Below are 14,949 nucleotides of genomic sequence, written 5' to 3'. Positions count from 1 at the left end.
CTGCTGGACAGAATCCGATTCTAGGAACAGGTGCGCCGGTCAGGTGCGGGCCTCCGGGAACAGGCGCAGCAGCACGTCCCGGTGCCAGCCGTCGGCGTCGTGGCCCGGCGGCGGCCCCGGAGTCAGCACGCCGTCATCCGTCGGTGTGAGACTGATCTCAACCTCCGCGCCGAGCGTGATGCGCGCGGGGACCTCGCCGGACGCCGCCAGCCGCCGCGCCAGGGCGGCGAGGACGCGCGCCCAGCCCTGGCCCAGGTAGGGCGGAAGCCCGGCCACGCGGAGCTCCGGGAGGTTCCCGGCGGACAGCCCCGACGTGCGCAGCGTGAGGCCGTCCGGCCCCTCGGAGCCGATGATCCGCACCTCGGACGTGACGTCCGCCATCCCAAACGCCGCCTCCACCTCGGGTTTGTCCGATAAATTATGACAGTGAATTGGGCCGTGACGACGTACGACTCCGCTTTCGGGTACGTCTCCGCGCACGGCGCGCCCCTGGTCGACCTGCTCGATCCGCAGCCCGGTGAACGGGTCATCGATCTCGGGTGCGGGACGGGGACGTTCAGCGCGGAGATCGCAGAGCGTGGCGCCGAGGTGCTGGGCATCGACGGCAGCCCCGAGATGGTCGCCCAGGCGGCCGCCGCGTACCCCGGGCTCTCGTTCATCGTCGGCGACGCCCACGACTTCACCGTCGGGGAGTCGTTCGACGCGGTGGCCTCGAACGCGGCGCTGCACTGGATGAACCGCGACCCCGACGCCGTGATCGGGCGCGTGTACGCGGCGCTGCGCCCCGGCGGGCGGTTCGTCGGCGAGCTGGGCGGCGCGGGCAACTGCGCCGAGCTGATCGTCGCGATGCAGACCGCGTGGCGCGTGTTCGGCCTCGGCGAGCCCGAGCTGCCCTGGTACTTCCCGACGCCCGCCGAGTACGCGGCCCGGCTGGAGGAGGCCGGGTTCACGCTGCGGCTGCTGGAGCACGCCGACCGCCCCACGCGGATGACCGAGGGGCCCAACGGAGCCGCCGACTGGGTCCGCGCCTACGCCGCCCGCGCCCTCGCCGACGTCCCGCCGGAGATCGTCGACCCGCTGCTCAAGCGGGTCAACGACCTGGCCGCGCCGGCGCTGCGCCGCGAGTCCGGCTGGGTCGCCGACTACGTGCGGCTGCGGTTCGCGGCGGTCCGCAAGGCCGACAGCGCCACCCCGCTGCCCTTCGGGCCGTTCGCCGCCGACCCCCAGCTGTGACCCGCCGCCTTGGGACGGGGCGGCCCGTCCTAGGGTTGAGGCATGCTCCGGCTGTACGACCATCGCACCGGGCGGACCGAGCCGCTGCCCGGCGGCCCCGGCCTCCGCGTCCAGATCCTGGACGGCGAGGGGCGGCGGGTCCCGGTCGTCGCCGACCTGCTCCGCCGCGTCGCGCAGCGCGCCGGGAAGCGCGTCAGGGTCGCGACCACCTCGCCCCTTCCCGGTGACTGCTCGGACTACAACGTCGCGCCGTTCGAGGTGCTCGACGCGCCGCTGCCGAACGCCGACGTGTACGTCTCCGGCGGCGCCGGCGCGGATGGGCTCACGCTGACCGTGCCGCCCGAGACCGGGGAATGGGCGTCGGCGGACCCGCTGGCCGTGCGCCTGGCGGTGCTGGAGGTCCCGTACCGGGAGCCGCTGCACCTGTCCGGGGAGACCGTGGCGCGGGCCGCCGACCGGCTGGACCGGTGGCGCTCCGCCGTCGCGGAGTGGGCGAACGCCCCGGGCCGCCCGATGAGCCGCGAGCACGCCGCGGAGGCGGAGGCCGCGCTGGCCGACGACCTCGGCAGCCCCGGCGCCCTCGCCGTCCTGGACCGGCTCGCCTACGACGCGGACATACCGCCGGGCGCGAAGCTGGAGACGTTCATCCACCTCGACATGCTGCTGGCCGTCGGGCTCGTCGCCGCGATCGGCAGCGCCTGACCGGCCGGCCCCGCGCCGCGCCGATGGCACCTTTCCGGCAGAATAACCGCACGGATCAACATATTGCGCGGTGACCCGGGCGTTGGCGACCCTCGCCCGGGAGGGTTAACTTCTCATGCCGTGCCGACATCCGCAGCAGAGTCCGCCCCCGAGTCGCCGACCCCTGCCGTCCCCGCGCGGCCGACGCCCGGGCGGCCGCGCCGCCGTGTCCGCGCGCTGATGGCGACGGCCACCGCGGTCACCGTGCTGCTGTTCGCGGTCGTCGGCGGAATCGGCTGGTACTTCGCGGGCGTCGCCATCGAGGTCGACCGCACGGCCGAGTACCCGCTGGTCATCATGGACGCCGGGAACGACACGGTCACCCTGCCCCGGACGGCGACCACCGAGCGCGCGGGAACCTGGGCGCTGGTCTGGGCTGGCGGGCGCGCCCTGCTCGGACCCGTCGTCGGCGGGGACGAGCGGCGGGTCGTGCGGGAGGTCGCGGCGGTCGTCGAGGGCACCCTGGCGAAGGGCGCCCCCGCGGCCATCGACCACTGGATGTACGACGGCGACCCCGGGAAGGCGCTCGAACTGCCGTTTCAGGACGTCACCTATCCGTCCAGGATCGGCCCCATGCCGGCGTGGCTGCTGCCGGGGAAGACGCCCAAGAGCACGTGGGTCATCGGCGTCCATGGACGGAACTCGGACAAGGCGGAGACGTTCCGGGTCATGCGCACCGTCCATGAGGCGGGCCTGCCGATGATGTCCATCGCGTACCGGAACGATGTGGGGGCGCCCTCGTCAAGCGACGGCAAAAACCATCTCGGCAACACCGAATGGGAGGACGTCGTCTCCGCCATGGGCTACGCACGCGCGCATGGGGCGACGGGCGTCATCCTGTACGGCTGGTCCATGGGCGGGGCCATGGCGATGACTACTTTGCGTAGGGACCCGTCGTTCGTGCGTGGGGTCGTGCTCGACTCCCCCGTGCTCGACTGGAGCGCCACCCTGGACAAGCAGGGTGACGCCCGCAACCTGCCCGGCTTCATCACCGGTGTGGCGAAACGCGTCCTGGAATGGCGCATCGGCATCGACCTGACCGACTTCGACCACCGCCGGTACGCGCCGCAGCTGCGGACACCCGTCCTGCTGTTCACCGCCGCCGACGACGCCACCGTCGCCAATGGCCCCGCCCACACCTTCGCCGCGGCGGCTCCGCCCGGCATGGTCACCCACATCACCACGCCGGGCGACCACACCGAGTCATGGAACGTCAACCCCGTCGTCTACGAACGCGCGCTCGGCGCGTTCCTGGAGAAGGTGCGCTAAGCGGGCCGGACCTCCAGGAGCGTCTTCCCGACGGTCTCCCGCGCCTCGATCGCCGCGTGCGCCTCGGCCGCGCGTTCGAGGGGGAACCGCTGCCCGATCACCGGCTTCAGGCTCCCCGTGAGCGCCGTGCGGGTGAACTCCCGCAGCTGCTCCGGCGTCGCGGTCGCCCGGACGAGCTTCACCCCGCGCTTCGCCGCCTCGTCCTCCGGGATGTCCGCCCACTCACCGCTCGCCAGGCCGAAACTGACCATGCGCCCGCCGTCGCCGAGCAGCGTGAAGGCTTCGCGCGCCACGTCACCGCCGACGCCGTCGAGGACGACGTCCACCCCGTCGAGCTTGTTCGCCCAGCCCGGCTCGCGGTAGTCGACGGCCTCGTCCGCCCCCTGCCGCAACGCCACCTCCACCTTGCGGGCGCCCCCGGCCGCCGCCACGACCGTCGCCCCGGCGGCCTTCGCCAGCTGGACGAGCAGCGTCCCGACCCCGCCCGCCGCAGCCTCCACGAGGACCCGCTCGCCCGGCCTCGGCTCCACGGCCTGGAGCATCATCACCGCGGTGCGCCCGTCCGCCAGCAACGCCACGGCCTCGTCGAGCGGCAGGTGGTCGGGGACGTCCAGCATGCCCGCGGCGTCCACCGCGACCAGCTCCGCGTACGCGCCGGAGCCGCCGGTAGCGCTCACGACCCGGCGCCCGACCAGCCCCGCGTCGGCACCCGGCCCGACCGCCTTCACAACTCCCCCGACCCCGTTGCCGAGGACGACCGGCGGCTCCTTCATCGGGAACGGCGACGCCCCCGCCCGCATCTGCGTCTCCACGAACGTGATGTTGACGAACTCGACCCCGATCAGCGCCTCCCCCTCCCCCGGCACCGGATCAGGCGCGTCCCCCGGCACGAGCTTCTCCGGCCCGCCGAACTCCCTCAACCACACCGCACGCATGCGAACCCCTCCGATCACGTCGTTCACCCGAAGCCTGCAACCTCAGGCATGGTCGAGGTCAAATCGGTTCGCAACGAATCTCTTTTCTCGCCACACGCACCTCTGTAAGCTTTCGCGCGTATCTCGCCCCGTTGTCGGCTGCCGCTCAGGGATGGCGATGCGCGCCCGGTTGGTACGTTCCTCCCCGCACGGGTTGACCCGCGCCACCGCTCCGGCCGTCCTGCTCGCGCTCTGCGCGGTCGCCGGATGCGGCTCGTCGGACCCGTCGTCCAGCGGCGAACTGGCCCCCAACGGCGCCTTCGAGAGCGGCGCGGCGCCGTCCCCGGCCGCCGCCGCCCCGTCCGCGATCCCCACGGCGCAACTCTTCAAGACGGTCCTGGACCGCTACCGCGAATACCAGGCCGCCTACAAGAAGGCGTACGAGAAGAACGACCCGTCCGAACTCAACACCGTCGCCATGGACCCCCTCCTCAGCCAGGTCAGCGAGGACGTAGAGGCCACCAAGGCGAAGGGCGAGATCTGGCGCTTCACCAACACGTTCAACCCGCGCGTGTACGCCCGCTCGAAGGACAGCACCAAGGTCTACGTCATCGACTGCGTACGCACCCTCGCCGCCTACCGCTTCTCCGCCAAGACCGGCGAACGCCTCGACGGAGGCCCAGGCGCGGCCTACGTTCAGCGGACGACCCTCCAGTACGACTCCGGCACCTGGAAGGCCGCCGCAACCGCCCGGGACGAGAAATGCTGACGGCCCGCAGGGAAGGACACCCGATGTCTCCCCAAACCCCCACCCACCGCCGGACGACGACCGCCGCGATCTCGGCCGGCTTCCTCGTGGTTCCCCTGTTCGCCTTCGCCCCCGCGGTTCAGGCGGCACCCTGCCAGAACACGGGCGCCCAGAAGCCCCGTTTCGGCTGCAATCCGACCGGCACCAGGCCAGGCTCTCCCGGTGGCGGATCGGGGGGCACGTCCGGCGGCTCGAGCGGTCCCTGGATGCCGCCCGCACCCGAGGGCCTGACGGCGGACGAGGCACAGGACATCGTGCCCGTCGATGGAGGTCCGCCCCCCGCCGCCGCTGCGCCTCCCAGTGCCGCTCTGGCAGAGCAGGCGTTCACTGAGCGGGGGTTCCCGCTCGTCAAGGTGCACACCGCGCCGGACGGAAAGACCTATGTGCGCGTGCGGACGTCACTGTGGGTGGAAGGCTTCGACACCCTGACGACCGATCCGGTCAGCGCTGGTGACCAGACGGTGCAGGCAACAGCCCGCCCCATGTCGGTCGAGTGGAATCTGGGCGAGAAGAAGATCGTTTGTGAGGACGCCGGAACCAAGGACGGCAGGACCTGCAACTACACCTACCAGCGCTCCTCGACCGGCCAGCCTGGCGGCTCCTACAAGATCACCGCAACGATCACGTGGCGCCTCGGCTGGACTTGCGAGGGCGGCGGCTGCGACGCCCCCAGCGGCGTGCTCGACAACCAGGCTGTGACCTCGCAGCCTACGCCGCTAGTCGTGAGCGAGATTCAGACCAACACGGGTCAATGACGCCCGGACGCGGACCCGGCGGCCTGCCGGGTCCGCGTTGAACGGAGGCTCGCCATTCATCGCCGCTTCCAGTTCTTCTGGTGACGTCGCCCAGATGAGGCGTGGCCCGGAGGCTCGCCACATGCCGCGATCTGCCGACACGGCCCACGCGGGAAACCGCTCCCGCAACCGGGCCAGTGCATCGGCCGCGCTCACGCCGCCCCGTCCGGCAGCAGCGCCCACACCGCCTTGCCGCCGCCCCCGAGTGGCTGGGCACCCCACTCCTTGACGAGTGCGCCCATCATCGCCAGCCCGCGTCCGCCCTCGCTCAGCAGGTCTGCCGACTCCGCGGCGGGCAGCACGTCGCAGGAGTCGAAGACCTCGATGACCGTGCCTTCGTCGGCTTGGATGACGCGAACGGTCGCTGCCGTGCTCTCCGTGTGCCGCAGGACGTTCGTCACGAGCTCCGAGACGACGACCTTCGCCACATAAGCGTCCTGCCCGAGCCGGGCGAGCACCTCACCCACCCAGTCCCTTGCCACCTTGATCGACTCGGCCTGGACCGGCACGACGATCTCCGCGGGGCGTTCCATGAACGATCACCTCCGAACTTCCGTGACTCCCCGCACAGAATCCACTCCAAGGCGTAATGTGACCATGCAAGCCGTGAGACGCACATCGAGGGCTTAAAACCACTTAAGAACAGTCCAGAACCGCTGGAGGTCCCCCCGCCATGGCCAAGCGCAAGCCGTCTCCCGCACTCAAGGCATTCGGTGCCGAGGTTCGGCGTCTACGAGAAGACGTGGGCATCACCCGAACGGAACTCGCGAACCGGGTGGCGGTAACGCCCTCGTACATCTCACAGATCGAGAGCGGCAACACCCGCTGCCGCAAGGACTTCGCCCAGCGCATGGACCAGGCGTTGGGTGCGGGCGACCAACTCACGCAGGCATGGACGAAGCATCTCCGCTCAGCGAGCTACCCGAAGTTCTTCGCCGACTACACGGAGGCCGAAGCATCGGCCGAACTGCTGCGCGCCTACGAGGCGACCTTCGTGGTCGGCCTCCTGCAGACGATGGAGTATGCCCGCGTCCTCCTTCCGTCCGAGGCCGATCTCGATGGGCGCCTACACCGGCAACAGATCCTCACCCGCGACGCACCGCCCCGGCTCGTCGTCGTCATGGAGGAGACCGTGCTCATGCGAGAGGTCGGCAACCGAGATGTGATGCGGGAGCAGTGTGCGCACTTGCTGAGAATGTCGGAACAGGAGAACATCACGATGCAGATAGCCCCAATCGCTTACAACCGCGGCGTCTCCGGGTCGTTCAACATCGCCACGCAGCCCACGCGGGATGAACTTGTCTACCTGGAGACTTCACCCGGAGGTGTCACATCTGACGATCCAAGAGATATCTTGCACGTGATCGGAGCGTTCGCCGAGTTGCAGGCAAATGCAATGAGCTTCGGCGACTCTCGCGACTTCATACGAAAGGCGATGGATCGATGGACGATGTGACCTGGCGTAAATCACGGCGAAGCAACGACCAGGGCGGAGCATGTGTGGAACTGGCCGCTCTCTCGGAGGGTGTGGGCGTCCGGGACTCCCAGGACCCAGACGGACCGAAGCTTCACCTTGCCCCGGCCACATTCCGGGCACTCCTGACCGACCTCAAGCAGCGCTGACCGCTAGTCCTAGCCTCCTTGGAGCGGCAACTACCAGGCCGACCAGCACCGAAGAGTCACTGTTGCCGCGCAAGCCGACTCAACGCCTGCTTCAAGGCTTGCGGCGAGCTACCTACCCCGCCGCTTAAGGCCCGGCTGCCGCGAGCCGGCCAACGAGTTGTCGAGACACATCGAAGCCGACTTGGGCGCAACAGCGCACAACATCCTGGACCGTAGCCTTTACGATGAGTCATCATTGCGTCACACAGAGGTTGGACTTGGAAACGAAGTCGGTGCGAGGGCGTTGAGCCTCACCCGGAGACTCCAGAGGAGGAGTCGATGACCATTGCGATCACACAGGTCGAGCAGATCGGCCGTGATCCCCGCGAGCTGATTCCTACGTGGGCGTACGAACTGCTCGTGAAGGACTTCCGTAGGAGGCACCACAGCTCGCACGAGTACACCGAGCGTGTGGTGGGTCAGAACCTCGTCTTCCTGAAGGCCGCCGGCCAGATCCGCCGGGAGTCGCGGCGGGACCCGCGCGCCTACGTCAGAATCGTCCCGACCCGGCCCGTGGACGAGGCGTGGCACGAGGCGCTCCAGCGGACCGAGGTGTACCTTCCGATGAGCCTCGCGTTCGCGGACTCGATGATTCACCACCGGCCCGTAATGGACGACGACATCCGCTCGGGCGCAGCTCTCGCCCGCACGCTCCCCTACCTCAGGGCCACCGGCATGTACGTCGACCCCGAATTCTGGGAGGACGAGGCCGGATCATCCTGTTGTCCGCCGGAGTGCAACGACCAAGGCGGCCGTGAGTTGCTCGGCAGTTGGGGCGACTTGGTGGCCAGCGGGCCGCCGACCATCCAGTTCTGATCCGAGGGAGGCACATGCGTTGCGGCTGGACGGACCTGCCCGAAGAGCTTCGAATCGAAATCGAGGCCAAGACCGGCCCGATCGGCTCCATCGAGCCGGCTCCCGCAGGAAATCACGCGGATATCGCCGCTACGCTGCACAGTCCGTCCGGTCTTACGTTCGTCAAGGCCGCCCGGAAACTGGCGGACCGGGACGGTCCCGAGGTCATGTCGCTTCGTCGTGAAGCGGCCGTCAACCCGTACGTATCGGAGTTCGCTCCCCGGCTTCGGTGGCAAGCCGAGGCCGGGGAGTGGGTCGCGATCGGATTCGAGCACGTAACCGGCCGACGTGCCGACTTCACTCCGGGTTCACCGGACTTGGCCGTGCTGGCCAAAACCATCCATGCACTACAGAGCACCCCTTGCCCCGACGTGGTTCAGATGACGGTCGAACGGCGCTGGCAGGCCGTCACCGAGGACGTCTCCCCCATGGCCGGCCCTGCGCTGCTCCACACCGACCTCAACCAGGACAACCTGATCATCTCGCCCGAAGGGCGCACATACGTCGTCGACTGGGCTTTCGTCTCCCGCGGGCAAGCCTGGGTCGAGCTGGGCCTCCTGATCCCGTGGTTGCTCAAAGCCGGCCACAGCCCGCGAGAGGCGGACGAGTGGCTCTCGCAGTTCGCCTCGTGGGCGGGCGCGGAGCCGTCGCACATCGACCTCTTCTCGAAGGTCTTCGCCGAGAGGTGGCGGAAGCACGGCGAGGCAAGCTCGGCGCCTTGGGTGGGTGAGCTCGCGGCGCTGACTGAGAAGTGGGCGAACCATCGATTGGGCAGTCGAGGGAACCCGAGGCCGGCCGGTGATCGAGAAGCGGTACGACGGAGGGGATGATCGGGGCGCTGGTAGGATCCGGGGTTCTGGGTAGGCGGGTGGAGTATCTGCCCACGGGGCCTGGGCCGGTGTGTTGCGGGTGGTTCGCCGCCGGTTCCCCGTTCGTCCACAGTTAGGGTTCGGTGTTGCTTTCCCCCCTGGTCGGCCGGCTTTCGCGGGTCGGGGCCGTGTTGCGACGGCACTGGGTGTTCGCGGCGGTGCTGGTCGCCGGGGTCGTGCTCCGGGTCGGGGCGGTGCTCGGGTTCCGGGGGACGTTGTGGTTCAACGACAGCTATGACTTTCTCGCGATCGCGAATGACCCGTTTCCGCATCCGCTGAGGCCGTCCGGTTACGGGCTCTTTCTTTGGGTGCTGAAGCCGTTTCACAGTGTTGCGCTGGTCACCGCTTTGCATCATGTGGCGATCGTCGGGGTGGCGGTCGTCGGTTACCGGATGCTCGTCCGCGACTTCGACGTGCGGCGAGGGTGGGCGGCGCTGGCGGTCGTGCCGCTGTTGCTGGACTCGTTCCAGATCGAGCTTGAGCATTTGTTGTTGTCCGACACCTTGTTCACCGTTCTGGTGTTCGGGGCGATGCTCGTCGTGGCTAAGCCCGGTGCCACCGGGTGGCGGCGGGCGGCGATGGTGGGGTTGCTGCTCGGGCTCGCGGTCGTCACGCGGACGGTGGGGGCGCCGCTGTTCCTGATCGTCGTGCTGTATCTGGTGGTGCGGCGGACGCGGTGGCCCGTTTACTTGGCGCTCTCACTGGCGTTCTTCCTGCCCGTCGGCACTTACGCGACGTGGTACCAGCAGGAGCACGGGCGCTTCGCCATGAGCGGCACGGACGGTGTGTTCCTGTGGGGGCGCACGGCGGCGTTCGCCGACTGCGAGGCTTTCACGCCGCCGCCGGACATCGCGCGGCTCTGCCCGCACGGGAAGAAGGGCGAGCGGCTCGCGTCGTCCCACCAGATCTGGCACGAGGACTCGCCGCTCGGGTGGACCAACGGCGAGGCCTTCGACGAGCAGACCAACCGGGACGCGCAGCGGTTCGCGTTGTGGGCCATCCGGAACCAGCCGGGCGACTATCTGCAGGTCGTGGCGTACGACTTCTTCGTCCGGACGTTCTCCTGGAACCGGAACCAGTACCCGACGATCGGCACCGAGGCCAGGTACCACTTCCCGACGAAACCCACGGCGCGGAAGCCGGAGCTGCCCGTGCTGGGGGCCGGTGACCGGCGTTCCGTGGTGGACGAGTACGTGCACGGCCCGGCACCACTGCACATCGTGGAGCCGTACGCGGAGTACATGCGCACCTATCAGGAGCGGGTGCGCGTGCCCGGAACGGTGCTCGGGATCGTGCTCCTCGTGGGCGCGGCCGGGATCGTGTGGCGGCGTGCGCGGGCCCGGACCGCGCTGTTCTGGGTGTCGGCCGTGACGCTGCTGGCCGTTCCGCCGGTCACGGTGGACTTCGACTACCGCTACATCCTGCCCGCCATGCCGTTCGCCTGTTTCGCGGCGGCGATGGCGTGGGGGCGCCGCGTCCCGGGCGATCCCGTCTCGAAGAAGAAGGCGGCGGACGAGAGGCAACCCGAGCCCGCGCGCGCTTGAGCCGGCGTCAGGGGGTACCCAGGCGGGCGGCGGCGACCTTCTTCGGGACGACCATCCGCCACGCGTCCATCACCAGTTCCCGCATTTCCGGCTCGTCAAGGGCGGCCGTCCAGGCGTGCACCCAGTTGAAGCGCATGTCGGATTCGCGAGGCAGGTGGAACTTCTCGGGCTCCGACTCGATCAGCGCGGCGCGTTCCTCCTTGGGGAATGCGAAGCCCATCACGGTCTCGTCCCGGGAGAACGCGACGTAGACAATGGAACCCACGCGGAACTTCACCTGGTCTCTGATCAAGTGCTCGGACGTACGCGGCAGCGTCCGCGTGAGGGACCGGACCTGCTCGACCGTGATCATCGTGTCCTCCTGTGGTCGCGTTTCTCCCAGTGAACATCCCGAATGGTGTGATCTTGATAGCGTTTTCGTCGCGAAGGGGGCGGTGTTGAACGAACTGGTGCGCTGGGAGACAGAGCACGGGACCGTGATCGTGGAGACCGACGACCGGGAACCGGGGTTCCAGTCGGTGTCCCGCACGGGCGACATGATCCATGACGCGGCGGGCAGGTTCGAGGACGCTTTCCAGAACGTCCGGGACGCGGCGGAGGCGGCGCTCGCGTCGCTGCGCGGCGGGAAGCTGAACCCGGACGCGGTCGAGCTGGAGTTCGGCGTCAAGCTCAACGCGGCGGCCGGGGCCGTCATCGCCAAGACCTCCGTCGAGGGGCACCTCAAGGTCAAAATGACCTGGGGACGTCCCCTGCCCCAGGAGCCGGAGGGAGCGTAGCCGCACCGTGGACGACTGGCAGTGGCGCGCCTGGGTCGGCCGTCCGGGGGGCGGCAGGCACGGCGCCGCGTTCCTCGTCACCGACACCCGGCTGCTGACCTGCGCGCACACCGTCCACGGCATGGACGAGGTCCACGTCGGCTTCCCCGGGCTCCTGGAGGATCTGCCCGCCACGGTCGTCCATCGCGGTGACTGGCAGACGTCAGGTGACAAGGGGGACGTCGCCGTCCTCGAACTGGACGAGCCCGTCCCGCTGACCCCCGCGCGGCTCGCGGCGCCGGAGGACGCGCGGACCCGGGCGGCGGAGCGCGAGTTCGGCGTCTGGGGGTTCCCGCGGCGCCCGGACGGCGGTGAGCGGCACGCGACGGTCACGACCAGCCCGCGCTGGGGACGCGAGCAGGAGTGGTGGGAGCTGCGGACGAAGGGCTCCGACGCGCTGGAAGAGGGGTACAGCGGGTCGCCGGTGTACGACACGGCGACCGGCGAGGTCATCGGTATGGTCACCAACGCCGAGCTTCGCGGCGACCGGGGCGACCTCGGGTGGATGCTCCCGATGGGCAGCATCCGGCGGCACTGGGAGGCGCTGGACGACCTGCTGCCGCTGCGATGGCTGACGGCCGGGGCGCGGCGCGAGCTGCGGGAGCTGCTGGCCGGCGTCCGGTTCACCGACCCGCTCGCCGCCGACCTCGAACGCGTCGTCGGGCGGCGGGCGCTCGGCGGGTTCCGGTCCGCGTGGGGTTCGGTCCGGTACGTGGCGGAGGGCTGGCCGGAGGAGAAGCTCGTCCGATACCTGGCGGCGGTCGCGGGGCACCTGCCGGAGCCCGGCCGGTTCGCGGCGTGGTCGGTGCGGCATCTGCCGGGGGCCGCGCCCGCCGAGGCCCCGCGGTCCGGTCCAGCGTCGGTGATCGTGCGGCTGGAGCGGGTGACGTTCGACAACGCCTTCGACGTCACCGTGCACACCTGGATCGACGGCGCGGAAGGCCCGTTCCGGCGGACCGAGCGCGTCGCCGAGCGGCAGGTCAGGCCGACCGTCGAGGCCGGGGTGGCGGGGCTCGCGCCGGCGCTGTTCGGACGCGACTGGATGATCGAGTTCGCGGTGCCGGAGAGCTGGCTCGGCAAGCCGTTCGAGCAGTGGTACCTCGATCCCCGCAACAAGATCCAGATGCGCAAGTACCCGGTGGTCGTGCGGGACGTGGAGCGGCTGCGGCCCGACTCGATCCGGCGCGACCAGGCCCACCACCGCTGGCGGCTGCTGACCGAGCGGGGCCGCAGCGACCCGCACCCGATCGCGTGCGACGCCCCCCGCAAGGGCAGCGAGTTCCAGGACTGGCTGGAGGCCCACGTCGACTTCTGCGTCCTCGTGTACGGGTCGCGCCCGGTGAAGAACTGGCTGACGGCGGCGCTGAACAACGGCATCCCCGTCATGCTGTGGACACGGACCCCCTGCGACTCCTCGGCGCACGGCGACTGCCGCGGGCACCGCGTCCTCGACGAATTGACCGCCGCCGTCGTGGACAAGCACCCGTATGAGCTTCCCCAGGTAGCCCTCGCTCTCCGCAAGAAGGCACTCCTCGCCAAGGACGAGCCGCACTGCGGGCGCGACCTGACGCTCCTGTGGGACGATCCGTCCCGGCTGCCCGACCCCCCGCTCGCCATGGAGGTATAGGTGCCCGACTGGCTGCTCTACACCGGGAGCCGTCACCCGCATGACGGCATCGACCGGCTGCCTCCACCCCCGCCTTGGCGCGCGTTCGACGGCGAGCCCGTGCTGCGTACCCCGGAGGGGGGTTCGGGCAACGAGCACCAGGCGACGACGTACCGGCCGTCGGACGACGCCGTGCAGCAGGTCAACGCCGCCCTGTACCTGCGTCGCCCGCTGCTGGTGACGGGGCCGCCCGGTACGGGGAAATCGACGCTGGCCTACGCGGTGGCCCACGAACTTGGGCTCGGGCCCGTCCTGCACTGGCCCATCACCAGCCGGACGACCCTGCGCGACGGTCTCTACCAGTACGACCCGCTGACCCGCCTCTACGCGGCCGGACGGGAGGGCGCGCCCTCCGAGGAGGACATCGGCCGCTACATCCGGCTCGGGCCCCTCGGCACCGCGCTGCTCCCCTACGGCCGGCCCCGCGTCCTGCTGATCGACGAGATCGACAAGAGCGACATCGACCTGCCCAACGACCTGCTGACCATCTTCGAGAAGGGCGAGTACGAGATCGCGGAACTGACCCGCCGCGCCGACCCGTCCGCCGAGGTCATGACCGCGGACGGACCGTCCTCCAGCCCCCACCCACCGCCATCCGAAGGACGAGTTCCGCTCGACTGGCCCGGCGCCCGCGTCACCGTCACCGCCGGAACCGTCCGCTGCAACGCGTTCCCCCTGGTCGTGATGACCAGCAACGGCGAGCGGGAGTTCCCGCCCGCGTTCCTGCGGCGCTGCGTCACCGTCGAGCTGCGGCAGCCCGCGGGCGAGGCGGAGCTGGCGGCGATCGTCCGGGAGCACCTCGGGCCGCTCGCCGACCAGAGCGACGACCTCGTCCGCCGGTTCTTCGAACGCTCCTCGGCCGGGACGCTCGCCACCGACCAGCTCCTCAACGCCGTCTACCTGTGCCGGCACGCCGACGCCGAGGACCGCCGGAGCCTCGCCGACCGGATCATGCCGTACCTGTCCGGGCCCATCGATGACGATTGACCGGTTCCGCGAGGTGCTGGGGGCGGTGGGGCCGCCGCCGGACGCACGGGAACTGAGCGAACTGCTGTGGCTCGCCTGCCACATCTCAGGACCGGAGGAGACCGCCCCATCCGCCCCCGTGCGTCCGCAGCGGCCCGTTTCGGCGCCGCCCGGCCCGCCGGGTTTCACGACTCCGCGTTCAGACGGGCCGGTGCCGGTGCCTCCGGTGCCGCTGACCGCGCTCCATCCGCCTCCCGGGCACTCCCCCTTGCCCGAACCGGCGGCCGGTGCGGCGGCCGAGGTACTCGTCCCGACCGCGCCGATGCTGGCGGACCCGCTCGGCGTGCAGCGGGCACTGCGGCCGCTGAAACGCCGCGTCCCGTCCCGGCACCGCACCGAGGTGGACGAGGAGGCGACCGCCGCACGCATCGCCGACACCCGCCGGTGGACGCCCGTCCTCGTCCCGTCACCGGAACGCTGGCTGAGCCTCACCCTGGTCGTCGACACCGGGCCGACCATGCGGCTCTGGCGCCCCCTAGCCCGCGAGCTGGCCGAGACGCTGCTGCGGCAGGGCGCCTTCCAGGACCTCCACGTCAGCTACCTCGGCGCGACGGGCCGGGTGACGTCCGCGCCCGGCGCGCCGTCGCAGGACCCCGCGACGCTCCTGGACGCGTCTGGCCGCCAGGCCGTGCTGGTCCTCAGCGACTGCTCCGGCCCGCACTGGTGGGACGGCCGCGCCGTGCGGGCCGTCCGGCGCTGGGCGCGGGCCGGGCCGACCGCGATCCTCCAGCCCCTTCCCGAGCACCTCTGGCG

The 14,949-nt window shown here is 70.4% G+C and carries 18 protein-coding genes; 14 read left to right on the top strand and 4 right to left on the bottom strand.

The window, feature by feature from the left end; genetic code table 11:
- Positions 1–39 precede the first annotated feature (39 nt).
- On the bottom strand, positions 40–381 hold the full coding sequence (locus E1266_RS07265) for a hypothetical protein (protein WP_132045067.1): 342 nt from the start codon (positions 379–381) through the stop codon (positions 40–42).
- 45 nt (positions 382–426) lie between these two features.
- On the opposite strand from E1266_RS07265, the gene E1266_RS07260 reads away from it, so the two are divergent.
- The 3 genes from E1266_RS07260 (at position 427) to E1266_RS07250 (ending at position 3,243) form a co-directional block, all read left to right on the top strand.
- A complete protein-coding gene (locus tag E1266_RS07260) occupies positions 427–1,233 on the top strand; it encodes a class I SAM-dependent methyltransferase (protein WP_229808738.1) in 807 nt (268 codons plus the stop codon).
- Between the two features lie 42 nt (positions 1,234–1,275).
- The gene (locus E1266_RS07255; protein WP_132045064.1) at positions 1,276–1,935 is read left to right on the top strand and encodes a hypothetical protein; all 660 of its coding nucleotides are present in this window, start codon (positions 1,276–1,278) and stop codon (positions 1,933–1,935) included.
- 120 nt (positions 1,936–2,055) lie between these two features.
- Positions 2,056–3,243 carry an alpha/beta fold hydrolase gene (locus tag E1266_RS07250; RefSeq protein WP_132045062.1) on the top strand — a complete coding sequence of 396 codons (1,188 nt, stop codon included), beginning with the start codon at positions 2,056–2,058 and terminating at the stop codon, positions 3,241–3,243.
- Here E1266_RS07250 and E1266_RS07245 read toward each other — a convergent pair.
- A complete protein-coding gene (locus E1266_RS07245; RefSeq protein WP_132045060.1) occupies positions 3,240–4,178 on the bottom strand; it encodes a zinc-binding dehydrogenase in 939 nt (312 codons plus the stop codon). The genes E1266_RS07250 and E1266_RS07245 overlap by 4 nt on opposite strands.
- A 157-nt stretch (positions 4,179–4,335) precedes the next feature.
- Here E1266_RS07245 and E1266_RS07240 point away from each other — a divergent pair, with 157 nt between their 5' ends.
- Together E1266_RS07240 and E1266_RS07235 are read left to right on the top strand one after the other, a co-directional pair.
- Positions 4,336–4,926, top strand: a complete 591-nt coding sequence (locus E1266_RS07240; RefSeq protein ID WP_132045058.1) for a hypothetical protein — start codon at positions 4,336–4,338, stop codon at positions 4,924–4,926.
- Between the two features lie 23 nt (positions 4,927–4,949).
- Positions 4,950–5,720, top strand: coding sequence for a hypothetical protein (locus tag E1266_RS07235; RefSeq protein ID WP_132045056.1), 771 nt, complete (start codon positions 4,950–4,952; stop codon positions 5,718–5,720).
- A 191-nt stretch (positions 5,721–5,911) separates the two neighbouring features.
- On the opposite strand, the gene E1266_RS07230 is transcribed toward E1266_RS07235, so the two are convergent.
- A complete protein-coding gene (locus tag E1266_RS07230; protein WP_132045054.1) occupies positions 5,912–6,292 on the bottom strand; it encodes an ATP-binding protein in 381 nt (126 codons plus the stop codon).
- Between the two features lie 140 nt (positions 6,293–6,432).
- On the opposite strand from E1266_RS07230, the gene E1266_RS07225 reads away from it, so the two are divergent.
- The 5 genes from E1266_RS07225 (at position 6,433) to E1266_RS07205 (ending at position 10,689) form a co-directional block, all read left to right on the top strand.
- Positions 6,433–7,215, top strand: coding sequence for a helix-turn-helix transcriptional regulator (locus E1266_RS07225; RefSeq protein ID WP_132045052.1), 783 nt, complete (start codon positions 6,433–6,435; stop codon positions 7,213–7,215).
- The gene (locus E1266_RS07220; RefSeq protein ID WP_132045050.1) at positions 7,203–7,382 is read left to right on the top strand and encodes a DUF397 domain-containing protein; all 180 of its coding nucleotides are present in this window, start codon (positions 7,203–7,205) and stop codon (positions 7,380–7,382) included. Before E1266_RS07225 ends, E1266_RS07220 begins: the two co-directional genes overlap by 13 nt.
- 318 nt (positions 7,383–7,700) lie before the next feature.
- Positions 7,701–8,237 carry a hypothetical protein gene (locus tag E1266_RS07215; RefSeq protein ID WP_132045048.1) on the top strand — a complete coding sequence of 179 codons (537 nt, stop codon included), beginning with the start codon at positions 7,701–7,703 and terminating at the stop codon, positions 8,235–8,237.
- A 14-nt stretch (positions 8,238–8,251) separates the two neighbouring features.
- A complete protein-coding gene (locus E1266_RS07210; RefSeq protein ID WP_132045046.1) occupies positions 8,252–9,106 on the top strand; it encodes a phosphotransferase in 855 nt (284 codons plus the stop codon).
- Between the two features lie 167 nt (positions 9,107–9,273).
- Positions 9,274–10,689 (top strand): hypothetical protein, encoded by a 1,416-nt coding sequence (locus E1266_RS07205; protein ID WP_132045044.1) that lies wholly within the window; start codon positions 9,274–9,276, stop codon positions 10,687–10,689.
- A gap of 7 nt (positions 10,690–10,696) precedes the next feature.
- Here E1266_RS07205 and E1266_RS07200 read toward each other — a convergent pair whose 3' ends face one another.
- The gene (locus E1266_RS07200; RefSeq protein ID WP_132045042.1) at positions 10,697–11,041 is read right to left on the bottom strand and encodes an MmcQ/YjbR family DNA-binding protein; all 345 of its coding nucleotides are present in this window, start codon (positions 11,039–11,041) and stop codon (positions 10,697–10,699) included.
- An 85-nt stretch (positions 11,042–11,126) separates the two neighbouring features.
- Between E1266_RS07200 and E1266_RS07195 the strand changes: the two genes are divergently transcribed.
- The 4 genes from E1266_RS07195 to E1266_RS07180 form a co-directional block, all read left to right on the top strand.
- Positions 11,127–11,465, top strand: coding sequence for a CU044_2847 family protein (locus tag E1266_RS07195; RefSeq protein WP_132045040.1), 339 nt, complete (start codon positions 11,127–11,129; stop codon positions 11,463–11,465).
- A 7-nt stretch (positions 11,466–11,472) separates the two neighbouring features.
- Positions 11,473–13,131, top strand: coding sequence for a trypsin-like peptidase domain-containing protein (locus E1266_RS07190; RefSeq protein WP_132045038.1), 1,659 nt, complete (start codon positions 11,473–11,475; stop codon positions 13,129–13,131).
- Positions 13,132–14,157, top strand: a complete 1,026-nt coding sequence (locus E1266_RS07185) for a MoxR family ATPase (RefSeq protein WP_132045036.1) — start codon at positions 13,132–13,134, stop codon at positions 14,155–14,157.
- On the top strand, positions 14,147–14,949 hold an 803-nt coding region (locus E1266_RS07180; RefSeq protein WP_279436310.1), incomplete at its 3' end, for an SAV_2336 N-terminal domain-related protein. The genes E1266_RS07185 and E1266_RS07180, both read left to right, overlap by 11 nt.

It is taken from the genome of Actinomadura sp. 7K534 (assembly GCF_004348575.1).
Classification (GTDB): Bacteria; Actinomycetota; Actinomycetes; order Streptosporangiales; family Streptosporangiaceae; genus Spirillospora; species Spirillospora livida.
This window is presented reverse-complemented; position numbering and strand designations above follow the sequence as displayed.